At 47.1% G+C, this 18,705-nt stretch carries 14 protein-coding genes; 6 read left to right on the top strand and 8 right to left on the bottom strand.

All coding sequences use genetic code 11. From position 1 onward, the window contains the following. Positions 1 to 350: 350 nt before the first annotated feature. Complete coding sequence (locus TW77_RS07350) at positions 351 to 953, bottom strand: TetR/AcrR family transcriptional regulator (protein WP_046004330.1); 603 nt, start codon at positions 951 to 953, stop codon at positions 351 to 353. Positions 954 to 1,413: 460 nt separating this feature from the next. On the opposite strand from TW77_RS07350, the gene TW77_RS07345 reads away from it, so the two are divergent. Both TW77_RS07345 and TW77_RS07340 read left to right on the top strand, forming a co-directional pair. Beyond that, positions 1,414 to 2,589 (top strand): efflux RND transporter periplasmic adaptor subunit, encoded by a 1,176-nt coding sequence (locus TW77_RS07345; protein ID WP_046004329.1) that lies wholly within the window; start codon positions 1,414 to 1,416, stop codon positions 2,587 to 2,589. A 4-nt stretch (positions 2,590 to 2,593) separates the two neighbouring features. Continuing rightward, on the top strand, positions 2,594 to 5,767 hold the full coding sequence (locus TW77_RS07340) for an efflux RND transporter permease subunit (RefSeq protein ID WP_046004328.1): 3,174 nt from the start codon (positions 2,594 to 2,596) through the stop codon (positions 5,765 to 5,767). Positions 5,768 to 5,837: 70 nt separating this feature from the next. Here the strand turns inward: TW77_RS07340 and TW77_RS07335 are convergent, their stop codons facing one another. Beyond that, positions 5,838 to 6,053, bottom strand: coding sequence for a hypothetical protein (locus tag TW77_RS07335; protein ID WP_046004327.1), 216 nt, complete (start codon positions 6,051 to 6,053; stop codon positions 5,838 to 5,840). A gap of 210 nt (positions 6,054 to 6,263) precedes the next feature. On the opposite strand from TW77_RS07335, the gene TW77_RS07330 reads away from it, so the two are divergent. Continuing rightward, positions 6,264 to 7,967, top strand: a complete 1,704-nt coding sequence (locus TW77_RS07330; RefSeq protein ID WP_046004326.1) for an AMP-binding protein — start codon at positions 6,264 to 6,266, stop codon at positions 7,965 to 7,967. 236 nt (positions 7,968 to 8,203) lie between these two features. Then, positions 8,204 to 12,346 carry a hybrid sensor histidine kinase/response regulator gene (locus TW77_RS07325; protein ID WP_082078868.1) on the top strand — a complete coding sequence of 1,381 codons (4,143 nt, stop codon included), beginning with the start codon at positions 8,204 to 8,206 and terminating at the stop codon, positions 12,344 to 12,346. A 42-nt stretch (positions 12,347 to 12,388) separates the two neighbouring features. Here the strand turns inward: TW77_RS07325 and TW77_RS07320 are convergent, their stop codons facing one another. The 3 genes from TW77_RS07320 to TW77_RS07310 form a co-directional block, all read right to left on the bottom strand. Beyond that, entirely contained in the window at positions 12,389 to 12,832 is a 444-nt protein-coding gene (locus tag TW77_RS07320; RefSeq protein WP_046004325.1) for a GNAT family N-acetyltransferase, read from the bottom strand. Positions 12,833 to 12,938: 106 nt separating this feature from the next. Continuing rightward, the gene (locus TW77_RS07315) at positions 12,939 to 13,277 is read right to left on the bottom strand and encodes a hypothetical protein (RefSeq protein ID WP_046004324.1); all 339 of its coding nucleotides are present in this window, start codon (positions 13,275 to 13,277) and stop codon (positions 12,939 to 12,941) included. A 99-nt stretch (positions 13,278 to 13,376) separates the two neighbouring features. Continuing rightward, positions 13,377 to 13,784 carry a hypothetical protein gene (locus tag TW77_RS07310; protein ID WP_046004323.1) on the bottom strand — a complete coding sequence of 136 codons (408 nt, stop codon included), beginning with the start codon at positions 13,782 to 13,784 and terminating at the stop codon, positions 13,377 to 13,379. 505 nt (positions 13,785 to 14,289) lie between these two features. On the opposite strand from TW77_RS07310, the gene TW77_RS07305 reads away from it, so the two are divergent. After that, positions 14,290 to 14,469 carry a hypothetical protein gene (locus TW77_RS07305; protein WP_046004322.1) on the top strand — a complete coding sequence of 60 codons (180 nt, stop codon included), beginning with the start codon at positions 14,290 to 14,292 and terminating at the stop codon, positions 14,467 to 14,469. A 401-nt stretch (positions 14,470 to 14,870) separates the two neighbouring features. Here TW77_RS07305 and TW77_RS07300 read toward each other — a convergent pair whose 3' ends face one another. Next, positions 14,871 to 15,380: a DUF6622 family protein gene (locus TW77_RS07300; protein WP_046004321.1), complete on the bottom strand. Its 510-nt coding sequence runs from the start codon at positions 15,378 to 15,380 to the stop codon at positions 14,871 to 14,873. Between the two features lie 203 nt (positions 15,381 to 15,583). Here TW77_RS07300 and TW77_RS07295 point away from each other — a divergent pair, with 203 nt between their 5' ends. After that, positions 15,584 to 16,555: a hypothetical protein gene (locus TW77_RS07295; RefSeq protein WP_046004563.1), complete on the top strand. Its 972-nt coding sequence runs from the start codon at positions 15,584 to 15,586 to the stop codon at positions 16,553 to 16,555. 212 nt (positions 16,556 to 16,767) lie between these two features. Here TW77_RS07295 and TW77_RS07290 read toward each other — a convergent pair whose 3' ends face one another. Both TW77_RS07290 and TW77_RS07285 read right to left on the bottom strand, forming a co-directional pair. Then, positions 16,768 to 17,013: a hypothetical protein gene (locus TW77_RS07290; protein WP_046004320.1), complete on the bottom strand. Its 246-nt coding sequence runs from the start codon at positions 17,011 to 17,013 to the stop codon at positions 16,768 to 16,770. A 541-nt stretch (positions 17,014 to 17,554) separates the two neighbouring features. Then, on the bottom strand, positions 17,555 to 17,950 hold the full coding sequence (locus TW77_RS07285; RefSeq protein WP_046004319.1) for a cupin domain-containing protein: 396 nt from the start codon (positions 17,948 to 17,950) through the stop codon (positions 17,555 to 17,557). Positions 17,951 to 18,705 lie beyond the last annotated feature (755 nt).

Below are 18,705 nucleotides of genomic sequence, written 5' to 3'. Positions count from 1 at the left end.
GCACTGTGATTAGTAAAGTGACTAAAGTACCAAAAATTCCCAGTCCACCTATTGCCATATTAATAGTCCTTTTTTAAATTCGCCTGAGCAGATAAAGCTCGTGGCAACTACTCAACGCAATCGCGTATTGTTCAAATATCATTGAGCTCGCTGTTTTTGAGAGTGAGAGCTGCACACAAAACACACAACCATTTCGTAACTGCCTGAGCATAAGGTGAAACAACTGTGATGACAGCATAAAAGAAGCCGACAAAGACAAGATTAGATTTGCATTTTCTACACGGCTTCCTTACGCAATGCAAAAGTATAGTAACCAATAAGGCATAAAAATAAAACATTAAAGGTACATACTAACACCCAGTAGCAACACCATGGCAAAATAGCTTACAAGCCTGATCGACAAATTCGTCAAGCACGTCCGTCTGAAGTGGTGCCTGCCAGCGGATAGCCTGATCCCAAAATGTCAGCCGCTTTAGCGCGCCCCAGAAAAAAGCCGCTGCAAACGGCGCTGAAAAAGTGCCCAGACACCCGGCACGGGATGCCTCTTCAAACCACAGGCTCATTGATGCCTCACATTGGCTGAATTTACAATTAAGCCTGTTAGCCTGCGCCTGGCAGCGCATAGATTCAATCATTACAATGCGCGACAACTTGATGTAGTCTTCATCCGCCAGCAGAGAAACGGCACTTTCGGCCAAATGGCGCAGCTGAATTTCAAAGTCGTAGTTGGGAATAAACTGAATGGTCGTAATGGGCTGTATTCTTTCGATTAGAGAAACAACCACAGCATCAAACAGGGCTTCTTTGGTCGCGTAATGCTTATATAAAGTGCGTTTGGATACCATTGCGGCGGCACAGATCGCTTCCATGGTGGTAGCCTGCAGCCCTCGCTGTGCAAACTCCTCTACCGCTGCGCTTAGTATTGCTTGTTGTTTTTCAGTAAGCTCGGTCATCGACTCGGACATCTGTTTAAAATTAACAGTAGTTTAACTTAAAAAGGGCTAATGTGAAAGTAGACGCTTCCGTATATCGCCTTATCAAAAAAGTACACGATACCGTTTACCTGATGAAAAATTAGGTATACACTTGCGTATACTTGCAATATTGTCGATTCATCTCCGCACTATATCGCTGACATAAACCACATTAGATAAGCAGCTGTTGGTGCTTTAACAGTGACGCGGTTTGGCCTGTTATGGTGTAGACAGCCCACCGCACGACAACCTATTCACTGATTTCAGGACTAGATCGAGAGTTACTAAATCGGCACACGTAAATATAAAAGCAGTGCTACACTTATTCGATTGGTTTGTGAACACGTCAGCGAATAAATGCAAAAGTAAACCCAATAAATGAGAGGCCAATTCGTCTCTTTTCAGGAATAAAAAATTTTAATCAGGATTTGGAGTATACATGTATCCAGCCCATAAAAGCAGTCGTGTAGTACACCTGGCAACAGCGGTATTGTCTGCACTCGTAATTTCCGCCTGCTCCGAGGCACCGCAAGGCCAAGGTGGCCCGTCTATGCCACCCGCGCAGGTAAGTATTAACAAGGTCACAACCCAGAGTGTGCCATTTAATATCGAGCTGCCAGCAACCCTGGCAGGCGATAAAGAAGTGGAGATCAGGGCGCGCGTGTCGGGACTGGTTGAGTCCCGAAACTTTGAAGAAGGTCAGTATGTTAAGGCCGGGCGTTCTCTGTTTACCATTGAGCTTCGCCCACTTCAGCTGGAGCTTGAAAAAGCCGAAGCAGAACTCAACGCCGCCAAGGCCAATGTGGCACAGGCTAAGCGCGAGAAAGACCGCCTGGAACGCCTGAAAGACGAGCGTTCAGTATCGAAGCGCGATTTCGATAATGCCGTATCTGCGTACGAAGTGGCCATCGCAAACCTCGACTCCGCCAAAGTAGCACTCAGTGAAGCGCAGCTTGACCTGGAATATGCTCAGGTTAAAGCGCCTGTTTCAGGTATCATGGGTCGGGAGTTTGTCTCGCAAGGGAGCTATGTCTCCGGCCCCACCGTACTACTGAGTGAGTTGACTGACACCAGCATGATGCGCGCCCGCTTTGGCTTTTCCGAGCGAGAGCAGCTGGCTATGCGCCAGGATGTCGAAAATGGTACGCTCAGCTTGCCCAAAAACAACGAGTTCAACGCCACCATAGTGCTGCAGGACGGCTCTGTCTATGCTCATTCAGGCAAAGTCGATTTCTCGGATGTGCGAGTCAATCGCTTCACCGGTACCAGTGAACTCCAAGCCCGCATCAATAACCCAGACGGTGAACTGCGTCCAGGTCAGTTTGTTCGCGTTCGCCTGTCAGGCGCGATACGCAACAATGCTATCGTGTTGCCACAGCGTGCGGTGTTGGATAACGGCACAGGCAAGTTTGTCTATATTGCAACTGAGAACGAGCAAGGCATGACGGTTGCTTTACCCGCCCCTGTTGAAGTGGGTGAATGGGTGAATTTAGATGGTAAAAATATGTGGGTGATACGACAAGGCCTGACGCCCGGCCAACCCGTGATCGTTGAAGGTATGGCAAGGATCTTCTTCCCTGGCATGCCTGTCGCCGTGAGCGGTGAAGGAGAATAATTGTATGTTCTCTAAGTATTTTATCGATCGCCCGATATTTGCCTTTGTGATCTCCATTGTCATAGTACTGGCAGGTCTGGCAGCAATGCGCACCCTGCCCATTGCACAGTATCCGGAAATTGCGCCGCCTCAGGTTCAGGTAACCGCCTTTTACCCTGGTGCATCTGCTGATGTGTTGGAACAAACGGTTGCAGCCCCGATAGAAAATGCCATCACCGGGGTTGAAGGCATGATGTATATGGAGTCAACCAGTACCAGCTCCGGCACAACCACTATTACAGTCACCTTTGAAATCGGTACCGACATTGACCAGGCCGCGGTCGACGTCAACAACCGGGTCAAGCAGGTTGAAGCGCGTTTGCCGGAAGAAACCCGCCGTCAGGGCGTTGTGGTGGCGAAAGGCTCCTCCAGCTTCTTGCAGGTTCATGCGTTTTATTCGCCTGACGGTACGCGTTCCAGCCTGTGGACGTCGAACTATGTCACCATGAATATTCTTGACCGCATTAAGCGTATTCCCGGCACCACCAGTGTACAAATCTTTGGTGCCAAAGATTACGCCATGCGTGTGTGGATCCGCCCTGATTTAATGAGCCAGCTAGGCGTTACCGTCGAGGAGATCACCGCAGCCATCCGTGAACAAAACTCACAGTATGCAGCGGGTACTATCGGTGCCACACCTACCAGCAGCCAGCCACAGGAGCTGGTGTACAGTGTGACAGCCAAGGGCCGTTTGTCTACGCCTGAAGAGTTTGAGGCGATTATCATCCGCGCCAACCCGGACGGCTCAACCCTGCGCCTTAAAGACGTAGCACGTGTTGAGCTGGGTTCCAAGGATTACAACTTTGCCGGTACTTTCAATGGTAAAGAAGCAGTATTGCTGGGTGTATTCCTGCAACCGGGCGCCAATGCACTGGATGTAGCAAATGAAGTAGAATCAGTAATTGCTGAATTGCGTCAGCAGTTTCCGGTCGGGCTTGACCACGGTATTCCATACGATACAACCCGTTTTGTTGAGGTGTCGATCCGTGAAGTACTGATCACGCTGGTTGAAGCCATGGTGTTGGTATTTTTGGTGGTATACCTGTTCTTGCAAAACTGGCGCGCAACTTTAATTCCGACTCTGGCAGTCCCGGTTTCTCTGCTTGGTACTTTTGCCGGCCTGTATATGTTGGGTTACTCCATCAATACCCTGACACTCTTTGGCATGGTGTTGTCTATTGGTATCGTAGTCGACGATGCCATCGTTGTTCTGGAAAACGTTGAACGGATCATGCACGAACAACACCTGAATGCCCGCGAAGCCGCCATCAAAGCGATGCAGGAAGTCAGCGGACCGGTGGTCGCAATTGTACTGGTGTTGTGTTCAGTGTTCGTCCCCATCGCATTTCTGGGTGGATTAACCGGTGAGCTATTCAGACAATTCGCCATTACGATCTCGATTTCGGTGAGCCTGTCGGGTGTAGTCGCACTGACCATGACTCCGGCGCTGTGCGTGATGATCCTCAAGCATGAGCACAAGCAGACTGCAGGGTTTTTCCTGTGGTTCAATAACTGGTTCCAGCGCGTCACCGGCCGTTATGTCGGCTCCGTGAGCTTTATGATCCGCCGCGGCCTGCTTGGCCTGGTACTTATGGCTTCCATGGTTGGCGCAACCGTGTTTATCTGGCAAAAAACACCGGGATCTTTGGTTCCGGATGAAGATCAGGGCTTTTACATTGCTGCCGTTTTCCTGCCTGATGGTTCATCACTGGAGCGCACCGCTGCAGTCGTGGAAGAAGTGGTTGCAGCTGCGCAGTCTAACCCGGCCAATGAAAACGTGGTGGCCTTTACCGGTTTTGACTTTATCGGTGGCGGTTACAAAAACAGTGCAGCGACCCTATTCATCACTCAGAAACACTGGGATGAGCGCGAAATTGATACTAAATCTCTGGTTGGTGAGCTGTTTATGAAGACCGCTGGGATCAACGAAGCGCTGGTACTGGCCTTCAACCCCCCTGCCATTTTTGGCCTGGGTACCACCGGCGGCTTTGAGGTATACCTGCAAAACAAAGCAGGAACCGATCCTGAGCGCCTCAAACAAGGCATGCAGATGCTGATGGGCGAAGCTCAAAAGAGCCCCATCCTGGCCGGTATTCAGACGCTTTGGCGACCAGATGCACCACAGCTGAAAGTCCATATGGACAGAGAGCAGGCGCGTGCGATGGGCGTAAACATCAACTCGGCGTTCAACGCTCTGGCTGCCAACCTGGGTAATTACTACGTCAACGACTTTAATAAGTTTGGTCGTGCCTGGCAGGTGCTGTTGTCAGCCGAGGCTGAGTTCCGTATGTCACCCGAAGACGTTGGCCGCATTTATGTGAAAAACAACCGGGGTGAAATGGTCCCTATTTCGGCGTTCACTGACATTGAGTACAGTCGGGGTCCGGAAACTCTGCAAAGGTACAATAACTTGTCGGCCGTTAAGCTGATGGGTAATGCCGCACCCGGTTACAGCTCTGGCCAGGCCATTGCTGAATTTGAGCGTATCGCTAAACAGGTTCTGCCACCGGATATGACCTTTGAATGGACGGCATCCGCCTACCAGGAAAAGCGCAGTTCAGGCACAACTGGTCTGGCACTGGGGCTGGCCGTTGTGATGGTATTTTTGATCCTGGCGGCGCTGTATGAACGCTGGTCATTGCCTATTTCGGTGTTGCTGGCACTGCCCTTTGGTACCTTTGGTGCGCTTATCTCAATCTGGGTTGCAGGTTTGACCAACGACGTTTACTTCCAGATTGGTCTGGTTACTTTGCTTGGCCTGGCCAGTAAGAATGCCATTCTGATCGTTGAGTATGCGCTGATGAAGACACAGCAAGGCTGGAGCCCGGCTGCGGCTGCACTGGAAGCGGCAAGACTGAGATTCCGCCCCATTATTATGACTTCACTGGCCTTTATTCTGGGCGTAGTGCCACTGGTACTGAGCTCAGGTGCAGGTGCGGGTGCACGTCATAGTGTTGGCACCGGGGTGATGGGCGGTATGCTCGCAGCCACATTCCTGGCCGTGTTCTTCCTGCCGCTATTTTTCTATTGGTTGACGGCAAGGCGTGTGGCAGAGAAACGCACCAAGCACGAGCTTTGCGAAGAAATTGCCCAGCAGCACAAAGCTGAGCACGTAGATACGAAAGAAGATTTGGCATAAGCAGCCAGAACGTATAAAAGCGCCGGTGACTCAAAGAGCACCGGCGCTTTTGTTTATGAAGACAAAAAGATTAGTCAGACGTTTGCTCTGAAGCGTTTTGCTGAGGAGTATCAGCAACCAACAGTTGCTCAGGGTCACTTAACGATTCCAGCGCCGCAAAGTCGCTTTGGGACAATTTGAACCAGTCACCTTCAATGCCCGCTTTGCGAACCCAATACTGGTCATCCTTACGTGCCAGCTCATAACGAGATAAGATGTCATCGTTACCGGCTTCAAAGCTGGCCACAACCTCTAGTTAAGATGCAACTGCGCATTTTTAGCAACACACTGCATGCGATTAGCCTTTAGTCTAATTTCATGTCATTTCATCGGCTCTTGCTTGCATTAGGCACCACTTTATTATTTCTTAATGTTATAGCTTATTACTTTTTCAGGCACGCTGGTGGATTTAGCGGGTGTGCCTGGTAGCGAGCACACTGACAACAAGGAATAGATAATGACAACATCAGTAAATAACCCGGCGCTTAGCTATCACCGTGGCGTGTCTAACCCGCCTCTGCTTGACTACACCATTGGCGATTACCTGCAGCATATTGTTGAGCAATATGGCGAACGCGACGCCATTGTGGTTCGCCATCAGCAACAAAGATTAAACTACCGCGACTATCTGACGCGCATTGATGAGCTGGCCGCAGCCCTGCTGCATTGTGGGATCCAGCCAGGCGATAGAGTTGGACTCTGGTCACCCAATAACCTTGAATGGTCGCTGGTGCAATTTGCCACCGCGCGGATCGGTGCCATTATGGTGTGCCTCAACCCGGCTTATCGTCCTGCCGAGCTGGAATTTGCGCTCAATAATGCAGGCTGCAAAATGATCATTATGGCCACCCAGTTTAAGCACAGCCACTATGTTGATATGCTCAAAGAGCTGGCTCCCACACTGCAAAGCTGTGCATTTGGGGAGCTGGAAGCTTCGCGCTTGCCAAATCTCACACATGTTGTCGTTATTCCTAATCCCGATGAACCAACTCCTGCAGGCCTGTGTGATTTCAGTCAATTACTGTCACTGGCGAGCGCGCAAGACTATGACACGCTAAAAACCATTGCCATCCAATTAAGCCCTGACGACGCCATTAATATCCAGTTTACCTCGGGGACCACGGGCAACCCCAAAGGCGCAACGTTAACCCATCGCAATATTCTCAACAACGCTTATCTGGTTGCCCAAGCCATGCAACTGACCGAACAGGATAAACTCTGTATTCCGGTGCCTCTGTATCACTGCTTTGGCATGGTACTTGGCAACCTGGTGTGCCTCAGTCAGGGGGCCTGTGCGGTGTTCCCCAATGACGCATTCGACCCGCTGTTGACATTACAAACCGTCGAGGCCGAACAATGTACTGCGCTGCATGGCGTGCCCACCATGTTTATCGCGCAACTGGAGCATGAGCAATTTAATCAGTTTGACCTGAGTTCACTCAGAACCGGGGTTATGGCCGGTGCCACGTGTCCGGAAAAGGTCATGCGAGATGTTCAAAGCAAAATGCACATGACGGACATCTTAATTGGCTATGGCCAGACTGAATGCAGCCCCATTAACCATATTACCGAGGTTTCTGCCCCACTGATTAAACGGGTGACGACGGTTGGCCGGGCCATCGCCCATACCGAGGTAAAGATCATAGACGAAAGCGGTGAGCTGGCCCCAAGGGGTGTACCCGGTGAAGTGTGTGCCCGCGGTTATGGTGTGATGCAAGGTTACTGGCAGGACGATGCCAAAACCCAGGCAACCATAGATACTGAAGGCTGGCTTCACTCTGGCGATCTCGGTGTGATGGACGACGAGGGTTACGTGACCATCGTAGGTCGCATCAAAGACATGATCATCCGCGGCGGCGAGAACATCTACCCCAGAGAGATTGAGGAAGTTTTATATCATCACCCGGATATACAAGACGCCGCTGTATTTGGCATAGCCGATGAAAAATATGGTGAAGAGGTCTGTGCCTGGCTACAACTAAAACCCGGGCATTACATAGCTGAAGAAACAGTGCGGGACTACCTTAAAGACAAACTTTCCTACTTTAAGGTCCCCAAACATTTACGTATTGTTGAGTCCTACCCTATGACGGTCACCGGTAAACTACAAAAATTTAAAATGCGTGAAGCGATGGAGCAATCCCTCAGCGAAATGGCTTAAATCTGGGCGACATGTCGCCCTTTGTCCAAATCTGCAGGCAAGTTAAAAGCAAAGCTATTTTAAAACAAGAAAGGGCCTGGCCAGGGCCCAAATCGCGAGCGCTGCGGATAACGCAGGCGCGATGACGCAATGATCTTTTTACCGTACAAACAATCAAATGCGTAGAAATTAAGCGCAAATTCAACTAGCCTAAGAAAACGAGTTGCATTTTTAAGCATTTTCCATGGTTGCCAATCATGCATGTGGGTAAACGGTTTTTTTTCATCCGTCTGGTTGTCGCCATGATGGCTGTGCTGCCTGCGCTGTGTTTTGGCGATATTCCCATACTCGCCAATCAGTACTCAGTAAAGAAACTAACCGCAGAGGACGGCTTTGTCTCCTCCGAGATATACTCCATCATCCAGGACAAACAAGGCCTGCTGTGGTTTGGCACCGCCGAAAATGGCGTAATGCGCTACGATGGCCGTAAGGTCACCCTGTTTGAATTCGATGGCCAGAGTAACACGGGGTTGTCGCACAATGATGCCGGCAACCTGATGTTAGACCGAAATGGCGACATTTGGATCGGCACCTGGGGCGGTGGCGCGAATCGCTATAACCCCAAAACGGGGCAATTCGAGAACTTTCTTCACGACCCTAAACGCATCGACTCTATTTCTGCCAACCGGATCCAATCTTTATATCATGATCTGGACGGTTCAATCTGGTTAGGCTCTTATGATGGCGGCCTCAACCGTTATCTTGGAGAAAATCGCTTTGAGCACATCAAAAAAACCTCAGAGCCGGTCATAGGCCTATCTCACAATCGAATATGGGATATCGGGAACGATGGCATGGACCACCTTTGGGTTGCGACCAGTTATGGTCTGAACCGCTATGATAAGAAATCAAAAAACGTCCAATACTTTTTCCCCGATCCAACCAATACCACCCCAACCGGCACTAATGAGATCAGACATATTTTAAAGACGTCGCACAACAAACTGTATGTTGGAACCCAGCAAGGCCCCTTTCTCTTTGACCCGGACAGTGGTGTATTTAGCAAAATTGGCCCAAGTAGCGGTGCCCATTTGGGGCAAGTTAACTCCATGATTGAAGACAAAGACGGCTATATTTGGTTTGTTACCGGTAAAGGAGTATTCAGAAAACACCCGTCAAATGCGGAATTAGTTCAGCTGGACCTTGAACACAACAGCGGCATGCGGATTATTTTTGAGGACAATGCCAGAACCTTATGGATCACCAACGAAGTGCACGGCATATTTAAGTTGGTGCCGCATCGTAAGTTTAAATCCATCAACAGCTCAATGCTCAAAGCGCCCAACGGTATTACCGCAGATAGAAACGGCGACATACTCATAGTGAATTCGACCTCGCACTTGCTGAGGTGGGATGTCGCATCACAAACCCTGCACCCGCTCTCGGCGCCACTCTTTAACGCTTCGAATGGGTTTAGCGAGAACCGATTGCTGGAGCGGCCGGTACTTCACCTAGACGGTGAGACAACTTTATGGATAGCGCAGGATGAAGGCCTGGCAAAGTTTAACCTGGATACCCGCGCTGTTGAGCTGATCCGCTATCCACAAGACGACCCAAACCATCGACAATTCAGAGAGATCAGAGCGCTGGCCGTTGATAAACAAGGCAACCTGTGGGTAGGCACCTATAAAAACGGGGTCTATATTTACAGCCCCGATTCAAACACATTCCGGCACCTCGACGCCTCTTACGGCTTGTCGCACCCTGAAGTTTTGACGATATACAAAGACAACACCCACAACATGTGGGTTGGTACGGGCAATGGTGTCAATTTGTGGCTGGAGAAAGAGCAAATATTTCAGCCCTTTGTGAATAACCCCTATCGCGAAGACAGCCTGCTTGGCAGTATAGTGCAGGACATCTATCAATCGCAGGATGGCAAGCTCTGGATTGCGACCCAGCAGGGTCTTAATCTCTATCAGGCTAAAACCAACAACTTCGTGCACTTTAGCACCCAAAACGGCCTGCCCAGCGATCTGATCCGTGCTATCTCGGACGATCAGCGAGGCAATTTGTGGTTAACCACGAACCGGGGTGTCACTAAATTTTCGCCATCAAGTGGCAAAGTCAGTAACTTTGACAGCCACAATGGCTTACTCGGGCTAAATTACTACCCCGACAGCCTGGTTAAAGCAAAGCGAGATTTATTGTTTACCAGCAGCCAGCGCGGCATCGAGTATTTTAGTACGCGGCCTTTGCAGTCCACCCTGAAAGACCCGATACTCATTTTGACTGGCTTTAATAAAATGGGCCAGCCCGTCAACCTTGAGAAGCCCTACTCTTACGTTACCGATATTGACCTGTCCTACGAAGATTACATCTTCTCCTTGGAATTTGCCGTGCTCGATTTTGTATCCCCTAATAAAAACCAATATGCCTATAAACTCGAAGGTTACGACGACAACTGGATTGAAATCGGCAACCGCAATACGGCCACGTTTACCAACCTGGATGGCGGTTCTTATACATTCCAGGTCAAGGCAACCAACAGTCGCGGCGAGTGGAGCGAGCAACTTTTATCGGTTAACCTGCATGTTGCCCCGCCCCCCTGGAAAACCTGGTGGGCCTACACCTTATATGCCCTGGCGTGTGCTCTGGTGATTTTTACCGTGATTTACCTGCGTACCCGTATGCAAAAAGCTGAGTTAGACCGGCAAAAGCAGTTTGTGTTGCAGCTGGAAGAGCAAGTTTCGGAAAAAACCGCGTCTTTGCAATCACAAGCCAAAGAGCTTGAATCCGCACTAAAAAAAGCAGAACAGGCAACCCGGCTAAAATCTGAGTTTCTGGCCAATATGAGCCATGAAATAAGAACACCGATGAACGGTGTGCTGGGTATGCTGGAGCTGCTTAAACACAGCGAACTGACACCGGAGCAGGAACATTCGGTGGGCATTGCCAGTAACAGCGCTCACTCTCTGCTCAGCCTGATCAACGATATCCTGGACTTTTCAAAGATTGAAGCCGACAAACTGGAGCTGGATTTCATCGATTTCGATATCCGGCAGCTGTTCGAGCAACTAACCGAGTCCATGGCCCTTGCGGCACAATCCAAGGGCGTCGACTTAGTACTCGATTTAACGGGTATTGAAACAGCCATGGTTAATTCAGACCCAGGCAGGATCCGCCAAATCGCGGCTAATATTCTAAGTAATGCAATTAAATTTACCGAGCAAGGTGAGATTATTCTCAGTGCATCACTGGCCTGCCCCAAAGATAACCATCAGGCAGTGATGACCTGCCGAATTCAGGATACCGGGATAGGTATTCCCGAGGAGATGCTCTCAAGCCTGTTTGACTCGTTCACTCAGGTTGACGCATCAACCACCAGAAAATATGGTGGGACGGGCCTGGGGCTGAGCATCACTAAACGGCTCTGTCAGCTGCTGGGAGGCGATGTGTATGTAACAAGTAAGGTAGGTGAAGGCAGTTGCTTCGAGTTTACCTGTATGGTTACTAAAGGTGCACTTCCGGAGCAAGATCCCCCCTCATTTGAGCCCGACAATTTACACGCGCTGATAGTTGACCCGCAAACCTCGAGCAACGCAGTCATCAAAAAACAACTTGAGCTGTGGCAAATTAAAGTCAGTGAAGCCTCCAACGCAGAACAGGCACTGCAAGTGCTGAGCGACCAATCTGTTGATATTGTATTCTTCAACAGAGCACTACCCACATTGAACTACGAGGCCCTGACTCAGCAAATCAAACAAAACCCTAAGCTGAGTCATATTAAGTTAATCATGATGACCTTACTGGATGAACAGTTCGACGCAATAGAATCGAGCTCGGTCCCCCTCGATGGCTATTTTACAAAACCTGCCACACAACAGGATTTACTAAAGGCACTGTCTACAGTCAGAGCCCAGAGCGGCCACAACGCAGAAGAACAAAGCACTGACAGCCTCGGTGACAATGACGACCATACTACTTATGCGTGGGCCAAACACACCCGTGTACTGCTGGTTGAGGACAACAAAGTGAATCAGCTGGTTGCTGTGAGGATTTTAGAGCACCTGGGTGTTACAACTGACATTGCAGAAAATGGCCTGGAAGCGCTGGAGAAACTGCGCGAAGCTGACGAAACACAGCCATACACCCTTGTGCTGATGGATTGCCAAATGCCCAAAATGGATGGCTATGAAGCCACCCGACGTATTCGCACCTCACAAGCCGGCAGCCTTCAGGCCGATATTCCCATCATTGCCATGACCGCAAACGCCATGCAGGGAGACAAGCAAAAGTGTCTGGATGCCGGAATGGATGACTACATCACAAAACCCATTGAGCCCGCCAAAGTCACAGAAAAACTTGCTTACTGGGCGACCAAAGTCACGATAACGTAAGTGTCGTGATCATTGATTATATGAATGCGTGATAGCCCTGTGTTATGCGCCAGTTCTTTGCATTTTATTTGCCGTTACAGCCATTGAATTGTAGGTGGTTTCGAATGTTTCAGTGATCACAAAGCCAAACTTGCTATACATTTCAATCGCAGAAGAATTTGAAGCGGCAACATACAAACTCACTTCTCGCGAAGACAAGGCAACTAAGTGTTCAAGTAAGTCTTTGCCAATGCCTTGACCTCGATGATCAGGATGCACAAATAATGCCCTGATTTCAGCTCCAAAAATAGCGCAAAAAGCAACCACAGAATCAAGTTCATAAACAAATATTTGAGATTCAAATAACAGTTCATTGCGGACTTTATCTTCTGACAAAGGCAATAAAGTAAATGTTGCGTTTTCCTGTGCCAGCTCATCTAATTTAGACAGGTTGTATATTTCTTCAATGGACTGAAAATCGCCCTCTGCGTATTTCCTTATGTGCATTTTTACCTCTGACGAATAACGCCCAGTTCGATGGACGAATGCATGCTTGGCTAGAATTGGCGTCGAAGGTGCACAAGCCAAACGCTTTGCGCATTCTTAGTGTTCTTTAGGTACACCGCACTCTGTAATTTATTAAAAACATTGAGTGCTCCACATGATCTATGGCGTCAATCATTTCCCAAGTTCTTATAGTTTTACAGCTGCCTTTTAGAGTGCTCATAAATGTGTTCACTTTTTTAGACCTAGGCGCATCATCATAAAATGGGCTAGAGCGATTTAATTCAAATACACATAGGTAATATTTTTCACTACCCGACATTGCATCGCTTGGTTCTTCAAAACAAGCATGGCCAACGTTTAAAGATTGGCTATTCACATCTGTGCTTTTACAAGAAGTAAAAAACAAAACAAAGATTGGCAGTATCAGCAATTTTGATAGTTTCATTGTTTACCTTACGACATACAAATGGGCGTATAAATGCTTGGCTCAAACTAATGAAAAAAGAGCACAAGCCAAGCGTTTTGCGCCTTTTTGAGTGACTTTCTAGCTGTCGATTACTGGCAAACCTTTTGATACATGTAATACATCTGCCACCCACGAGCCTTGTTCCTGACTAGATAAGTAAACGGATGAAGTTTGCCCTTTTAGCTCTAAAATTTGGTGCGACTCATCAGTAAACACAAAGCTCAATTCTTGGCCAATTAAATCACGCCAAACATTCCAGTCAGTCGCTTCAACAATATGATCAGGTTCGTGAGCGTTAAACCTGATAGATTGAAAGCCAATACAATATTGAACAGGCTCATAGCACCAAGAGAAATAAACCTTTTCACCAGATTCAAATTCCAAATATATTTCACGATCTATTTCGTGTGAATCTGACTCCGATTCTCCTTTAAGCAACCCGAAGTCAACTTCATACAATTCGTAAATTACACGCTTAAGTTTCATAGGTAAATAACGCCGCCGTGTGAGGCCCCCAGATATTCATATTTACAGTCAATGTGATGGACACTTTGTGTGTTTTCTCTGCCTTTACTTCTTAAACCAGACTTTGCCACTCACTTCGTAGCAAAGAATATATATTCATATCAACATGCTGACCATGTACGTAGTTAGCACCACGAGAAACACCTTCTTTTTCAAAGCCGCACTTGATAGCAACTCACTCTGATACTGTGTTACGTGTGTCCATTCGGATTTCAAGTCTGTTAATGCAATGCCCTTTGAACAAGTAACTGGACAAAAGTGAAACAGCTTGGCTCATAATACTTTTACCACAGCACTTACACCGAGTGCTCCCAATTGCTAAAAAATACGGCTTTAAATTATCGTACAAATTGAGTAGGGTAAACCAAGTGCTGATCTTTTATTGAGCACATGTTAATCATGTGCGCTACGATCAGGGCTCTATTTGTAGATTACCAATAATGTATCCGGAATAAGGAAATATAAAATGAAAGTACAACTAAAAAAGAAAAACCTAAAAACACTGAACAAAAGCAATCAACTTGCAAACCAAGCAACGCCGCAAGTTGCAGGTGGTGCAGAAATCTCTATCTACCCACAATGCAGACCAACAAACCCCGTTATTTGCTGGACAGATGGTACCTGGCACGGTTGTGTTACTAAATAATCATCACAGATTATCATTAACGCTTAGGTTTTAAGCCCAATCACCTGCGCCTTTGAAGGTAAGCTTTAATTGCTCTTAAAGGTGCAGTTTTGCATGTGCGTTGCTAATCGAGTTGAACCTGTCTCCCTTACCAAAACAGATAAGGCTGGGTGTCTGTGTTTTTTCCGTGTTTTTTCCCCACTTTACGCAACAAAGCACTCACCTTCATTTACTAAACCCCCATAAAAGGAACATATAACACTGGGTGCCTACGTATTCCTTTTTCCCGCCAGCGATCTCCACGTCCCTTGTATTCTTACCAGCAACACTGACATCAAATACGCTAGCACGAACTGGCTGATGCCCAAGCAATCCAACAAACCCAAACGTAAGACTGTTTTTGATTGGGTATTTATGACTTGTTAAACACTTAGTTCTTTGCGCATTGGATTACAAGCAAGCCACATACTGACGGCACGCGCAAAAAAAACACCACTAAAAGCGCCATATACAAAACTACATAGATATATTACATATATGTTGCTAACCCATGTTGGCGCCAGTACATTCATGACACCTACAATGTACTTTGTGAAAAAAATTGCCATCATAAACACGAGGGGGAAGCAACTACCTGGAATGAGTAATTTACCCACATCTGCATGATACTTGAGACCTTTGACAGGAAACATACTAGCCAGGAAAGCTGTTGTAGATGCCACACCAAAAAACCACAACCCAACAGGCCCCAATGAGAATCCGAAGCTTGACCGAACTCCAGCATACGACATAAAAATCATACCAACAGGGAGCGGAAATATAAGAATTTTATTAACTGTTCTATCTTTTAACTGCTGAAACCCCAGCACAATTAAAAAAAGAAATAAACCGAACAGCCACCTAGGAGTATGCTTCAGTATTTCAAATATCATTACATTAATTTCCTTTTAAAAATTACTGAAATCTAACGATTAACGCTTAATTTAAGGTGTGAATAACTCTAACACCTCAGCCAAACCATTGTGCCATAAGTAAACGAAATAACAGAGAAATAACAAGTACCCATTCCAAAACTGGTCGGCCATACTTTCAACTTCTATGCTTTTAACCTACTCCAAGGATAAGGATGAACCAAATGCCAATGGCACGGAAAAGCCAGGTCAGCTTAGTTGACACAAAATACTACCATTGCATCTCTCGCTGCGTAAGACGCGCCTTTTTATGTGGTGAAGACCCGTTAACAGGCCAATCTTATGAACATCGTCGTGAATGGGTTGAAGAAAAATTACTTCTGCTGGCAAGTATTTTCTGCATTGATATTTGCGCTTACGCTGTGATGAGCAATCATACTCACATCGTTATGTATGTGGACGATAAAAAAGCCAACCGATTGGCTGACAAAGCTGTCGTCATACGCTGGCATAAACTGTTTAAGGGAAACTGGCTGACACACAAATTCGTGGAAGGTAACGAGCTCACTCCGTCCGAACGCATTCTACTCGACGACATTATCAACCAATATCGCGAAAGACTGGCCAGTATAAGCTGGTTTATGCGCGTACTGAACGAAGATATAGCCCGCCGTGCGAATAAAGAAGATGGCTGTACAGGTCGGTTCTGGGAAGGTAGGTTTAAGTCTCAGGCATTACTCGATGAAGCAGCCCTTGCCGCCTGCATGGCCTACGTTGACCTGAACCCTATCCGGGCTAAAATGGCCACCACACCAGAAACCTCCGAGTTCACCAGTATCAAAAAGCGCATTGAACACGCACAGCATGGCAAACAACCCAAAAGCCTTCTGCGCTTTGCTGGCAACCCCAGGCAAAACATGCCCAAAGGTTTGCCCTTTGAGCTTGAATACTACATTGAACTGGTTGAGCTAACAGGCCGGTGCATTCGTGCAGACAAGCGAGGCCACATCTGCGATGCCCATCCTATCCTCACCAGATTGCAAATAGAGCCTGAAAACTGGCTCAAACTCACTACACGATTCACCAAAGTATTCCACGGCGCAGTCGGCAGCCAGCAAGCCTTGACTGAATTTTGTGAGCACCTGCAAAAAAAGCGGCGCCCTAACCTGGCAAATTGTGAACGCTTATTAGGATAGAGTTGTCATTATCCTAAATTCAAGTGGTGACTGTCTTACTCTGGCAGCGCTTATCTGTGCCCCAAAATACCAAATAACTACTGTTGCAACTGAAAGTGCTCATCCGTAAAGCCTGATTTCTGAAAGTTTTCACTTATTTACTTGCAGTTGCGCTTGTACTCATTGTCCACAGACCCGTAACGAGAACAGGTAAGGTTGGATGTCTGTGCTATTTAATGATAAATGTTCTTCTCAAAACAATAGCCTCTGGTCGCTTTATCATTTTCAGCCTGAGCTTTTGAACCATATTGGAATCCGAGCAACATCATCATACAACTTCCTGTAGCTGATTTCTCGTCAAAGTCAGGATGAGTGTTTAAGCAAACTTTTTCCCAGTGTTCGCCATTTGTGGAAGTAATCGGATAAGCGTAGACTTTCAGTTGAAATACAAACAATATTATAAATATCAAATATTTCATTAGTCCTTCCGCGATTTATATCGCCTTGCTAATGGGCAGCCGAAGCAACGCACAGGCTGTCCCGTGGAGGCCCGTCCCGTGGAGGCCGCGCTATTGGCGGCCGGAACGTAATTGAGCAACTTGTTATGTTTCATTGCTAGATACCACTATGGCTTACAATCAATATTACAAAAGACGCAGAAAACACGCCCGCAAGAACAATAGTTTTAATTGCTGCCATTACATGGTGACGCCAACCTTTTAGCCTAATTGAGCGATACCAAGTTAACAGTATGGCCACCAAGCCAACAAAGAAAGCTGCATAGATAAAGTAACGGCCGTATGAAAAATATAAATTAGCCAAAGTAGGAATAAACAGAGAGGCCGTAGTAACAGCACATAAGCTGCAAGCTAGAACCCATACAAATCTATCAATTCTCAAATCTATCTACGATCTCTGGCTGAAACACAACGCCCTGTTCAGGGGCTTTTAATAGTTGGCTAAAATAACGAACGCAGTGAGGGAAGCCAACTGTTAAAAGTCCCTGCCTGCAACGGCTTGTTATGTACTGTTTGGTTTATCTATGCTGTGCTCCGTTGGTTGAGGCGTAATTGTCATTACTTTCACACCAATAGGTGATTCAAACCGATGCCATACACCTTTAGGGATAACCAGCATTTGACCAGATGATAATTCGTTGCGCTGCTCTTTTTCTCCACTCAAAAGAATCAATGTCGTTTCACCGCCCAAAACCTGAACGAATTCGTCACCATCTACATGCCTTTCCCATTCACTATAACCAGAATAGTGAGCCACGTATATTCCGCCATCTCTATATTCAGATAGCAGTGCAAATACATTTTTGGCTTCTTCATCTGTAGTTTCAGGTGTTCTATTTTTCAAGAACTCTACCCTGGTGAATTCGCTTTCAATGGTAATCGCAACAGATTTCGACACTTACTGGCTCCCTTTAGGTACATAACGCTCCGATATGGGCGCAAAATGCATGGCTATAATTAGCGAGGTACGAGTGCAGCCATGCTTTTTGCGTCCTTACCGTTATTGGTTTGTTAGCTGCCAAAGCTTAAACAGCTTTTATTAACAACCGACATGTACCCAATTTGTTTTTATGTAAGTACTTTAACTGATTAAAGAAAGCCTGAAAACACCTTAGTTTGGGTTTTGTACTTGAGTAAGTTGAACACCAGCCAAATGAAACACCGATACAAACCAATAGTTGGGAAAATAGTACTGGCCGTGCGCCCTTAAACCTTGACGCTGAAATGGCGAATATGACTTGACTACTAAGGGCAGTTTTTGATTGGGTGTCCGTGCTATTTTCGATTGGGTGTCCGTGCTATTTTCACCCAAAATCAGACCCCAAATGTAGGACAGCTTTTGATTGGGTGTCTGTGTTGATTGCGATGAAACTTTTTGCTTAATTATTAGCAGAAGCGCTTGTTTTCACAGACCCAGTACAGGATCAGGTTACGTTGGGTGTCCATGTTTCCCCTAGGTGGCTTGATAATGCTTGCGGTGGGCGTTTCAATTGCTGGAATATTTGCTACCCCTTTGATGGGGAGCGTGTTGATGTATACTGAGCTTTTACCTGGTAATGCACCGTTGACGGTAGCAAATAGCTCAATTTGTAGAAACTAGCTGGAGCGTGAGAGTGGCTGCACTGGATATATTCAGAGCTATTGTCAAATCTG

This window comes from Pseudoalteromonas rubra, assembly GCF_000967655.1.
In the GTDB taxonomy this organism is placed as follows: domain Bacteria; phylum Pseudomonadota; class Gammaproteobacteria; order Enterobacterales; family Alteromonadaceae; genus Pseudoalteromonas; species Pseudoalteromonas rubra_A.
Note: the sequence above shows the minus strand (reverse complement) of the source record. Positions and strands in the feature narration are given on the sequence as shown.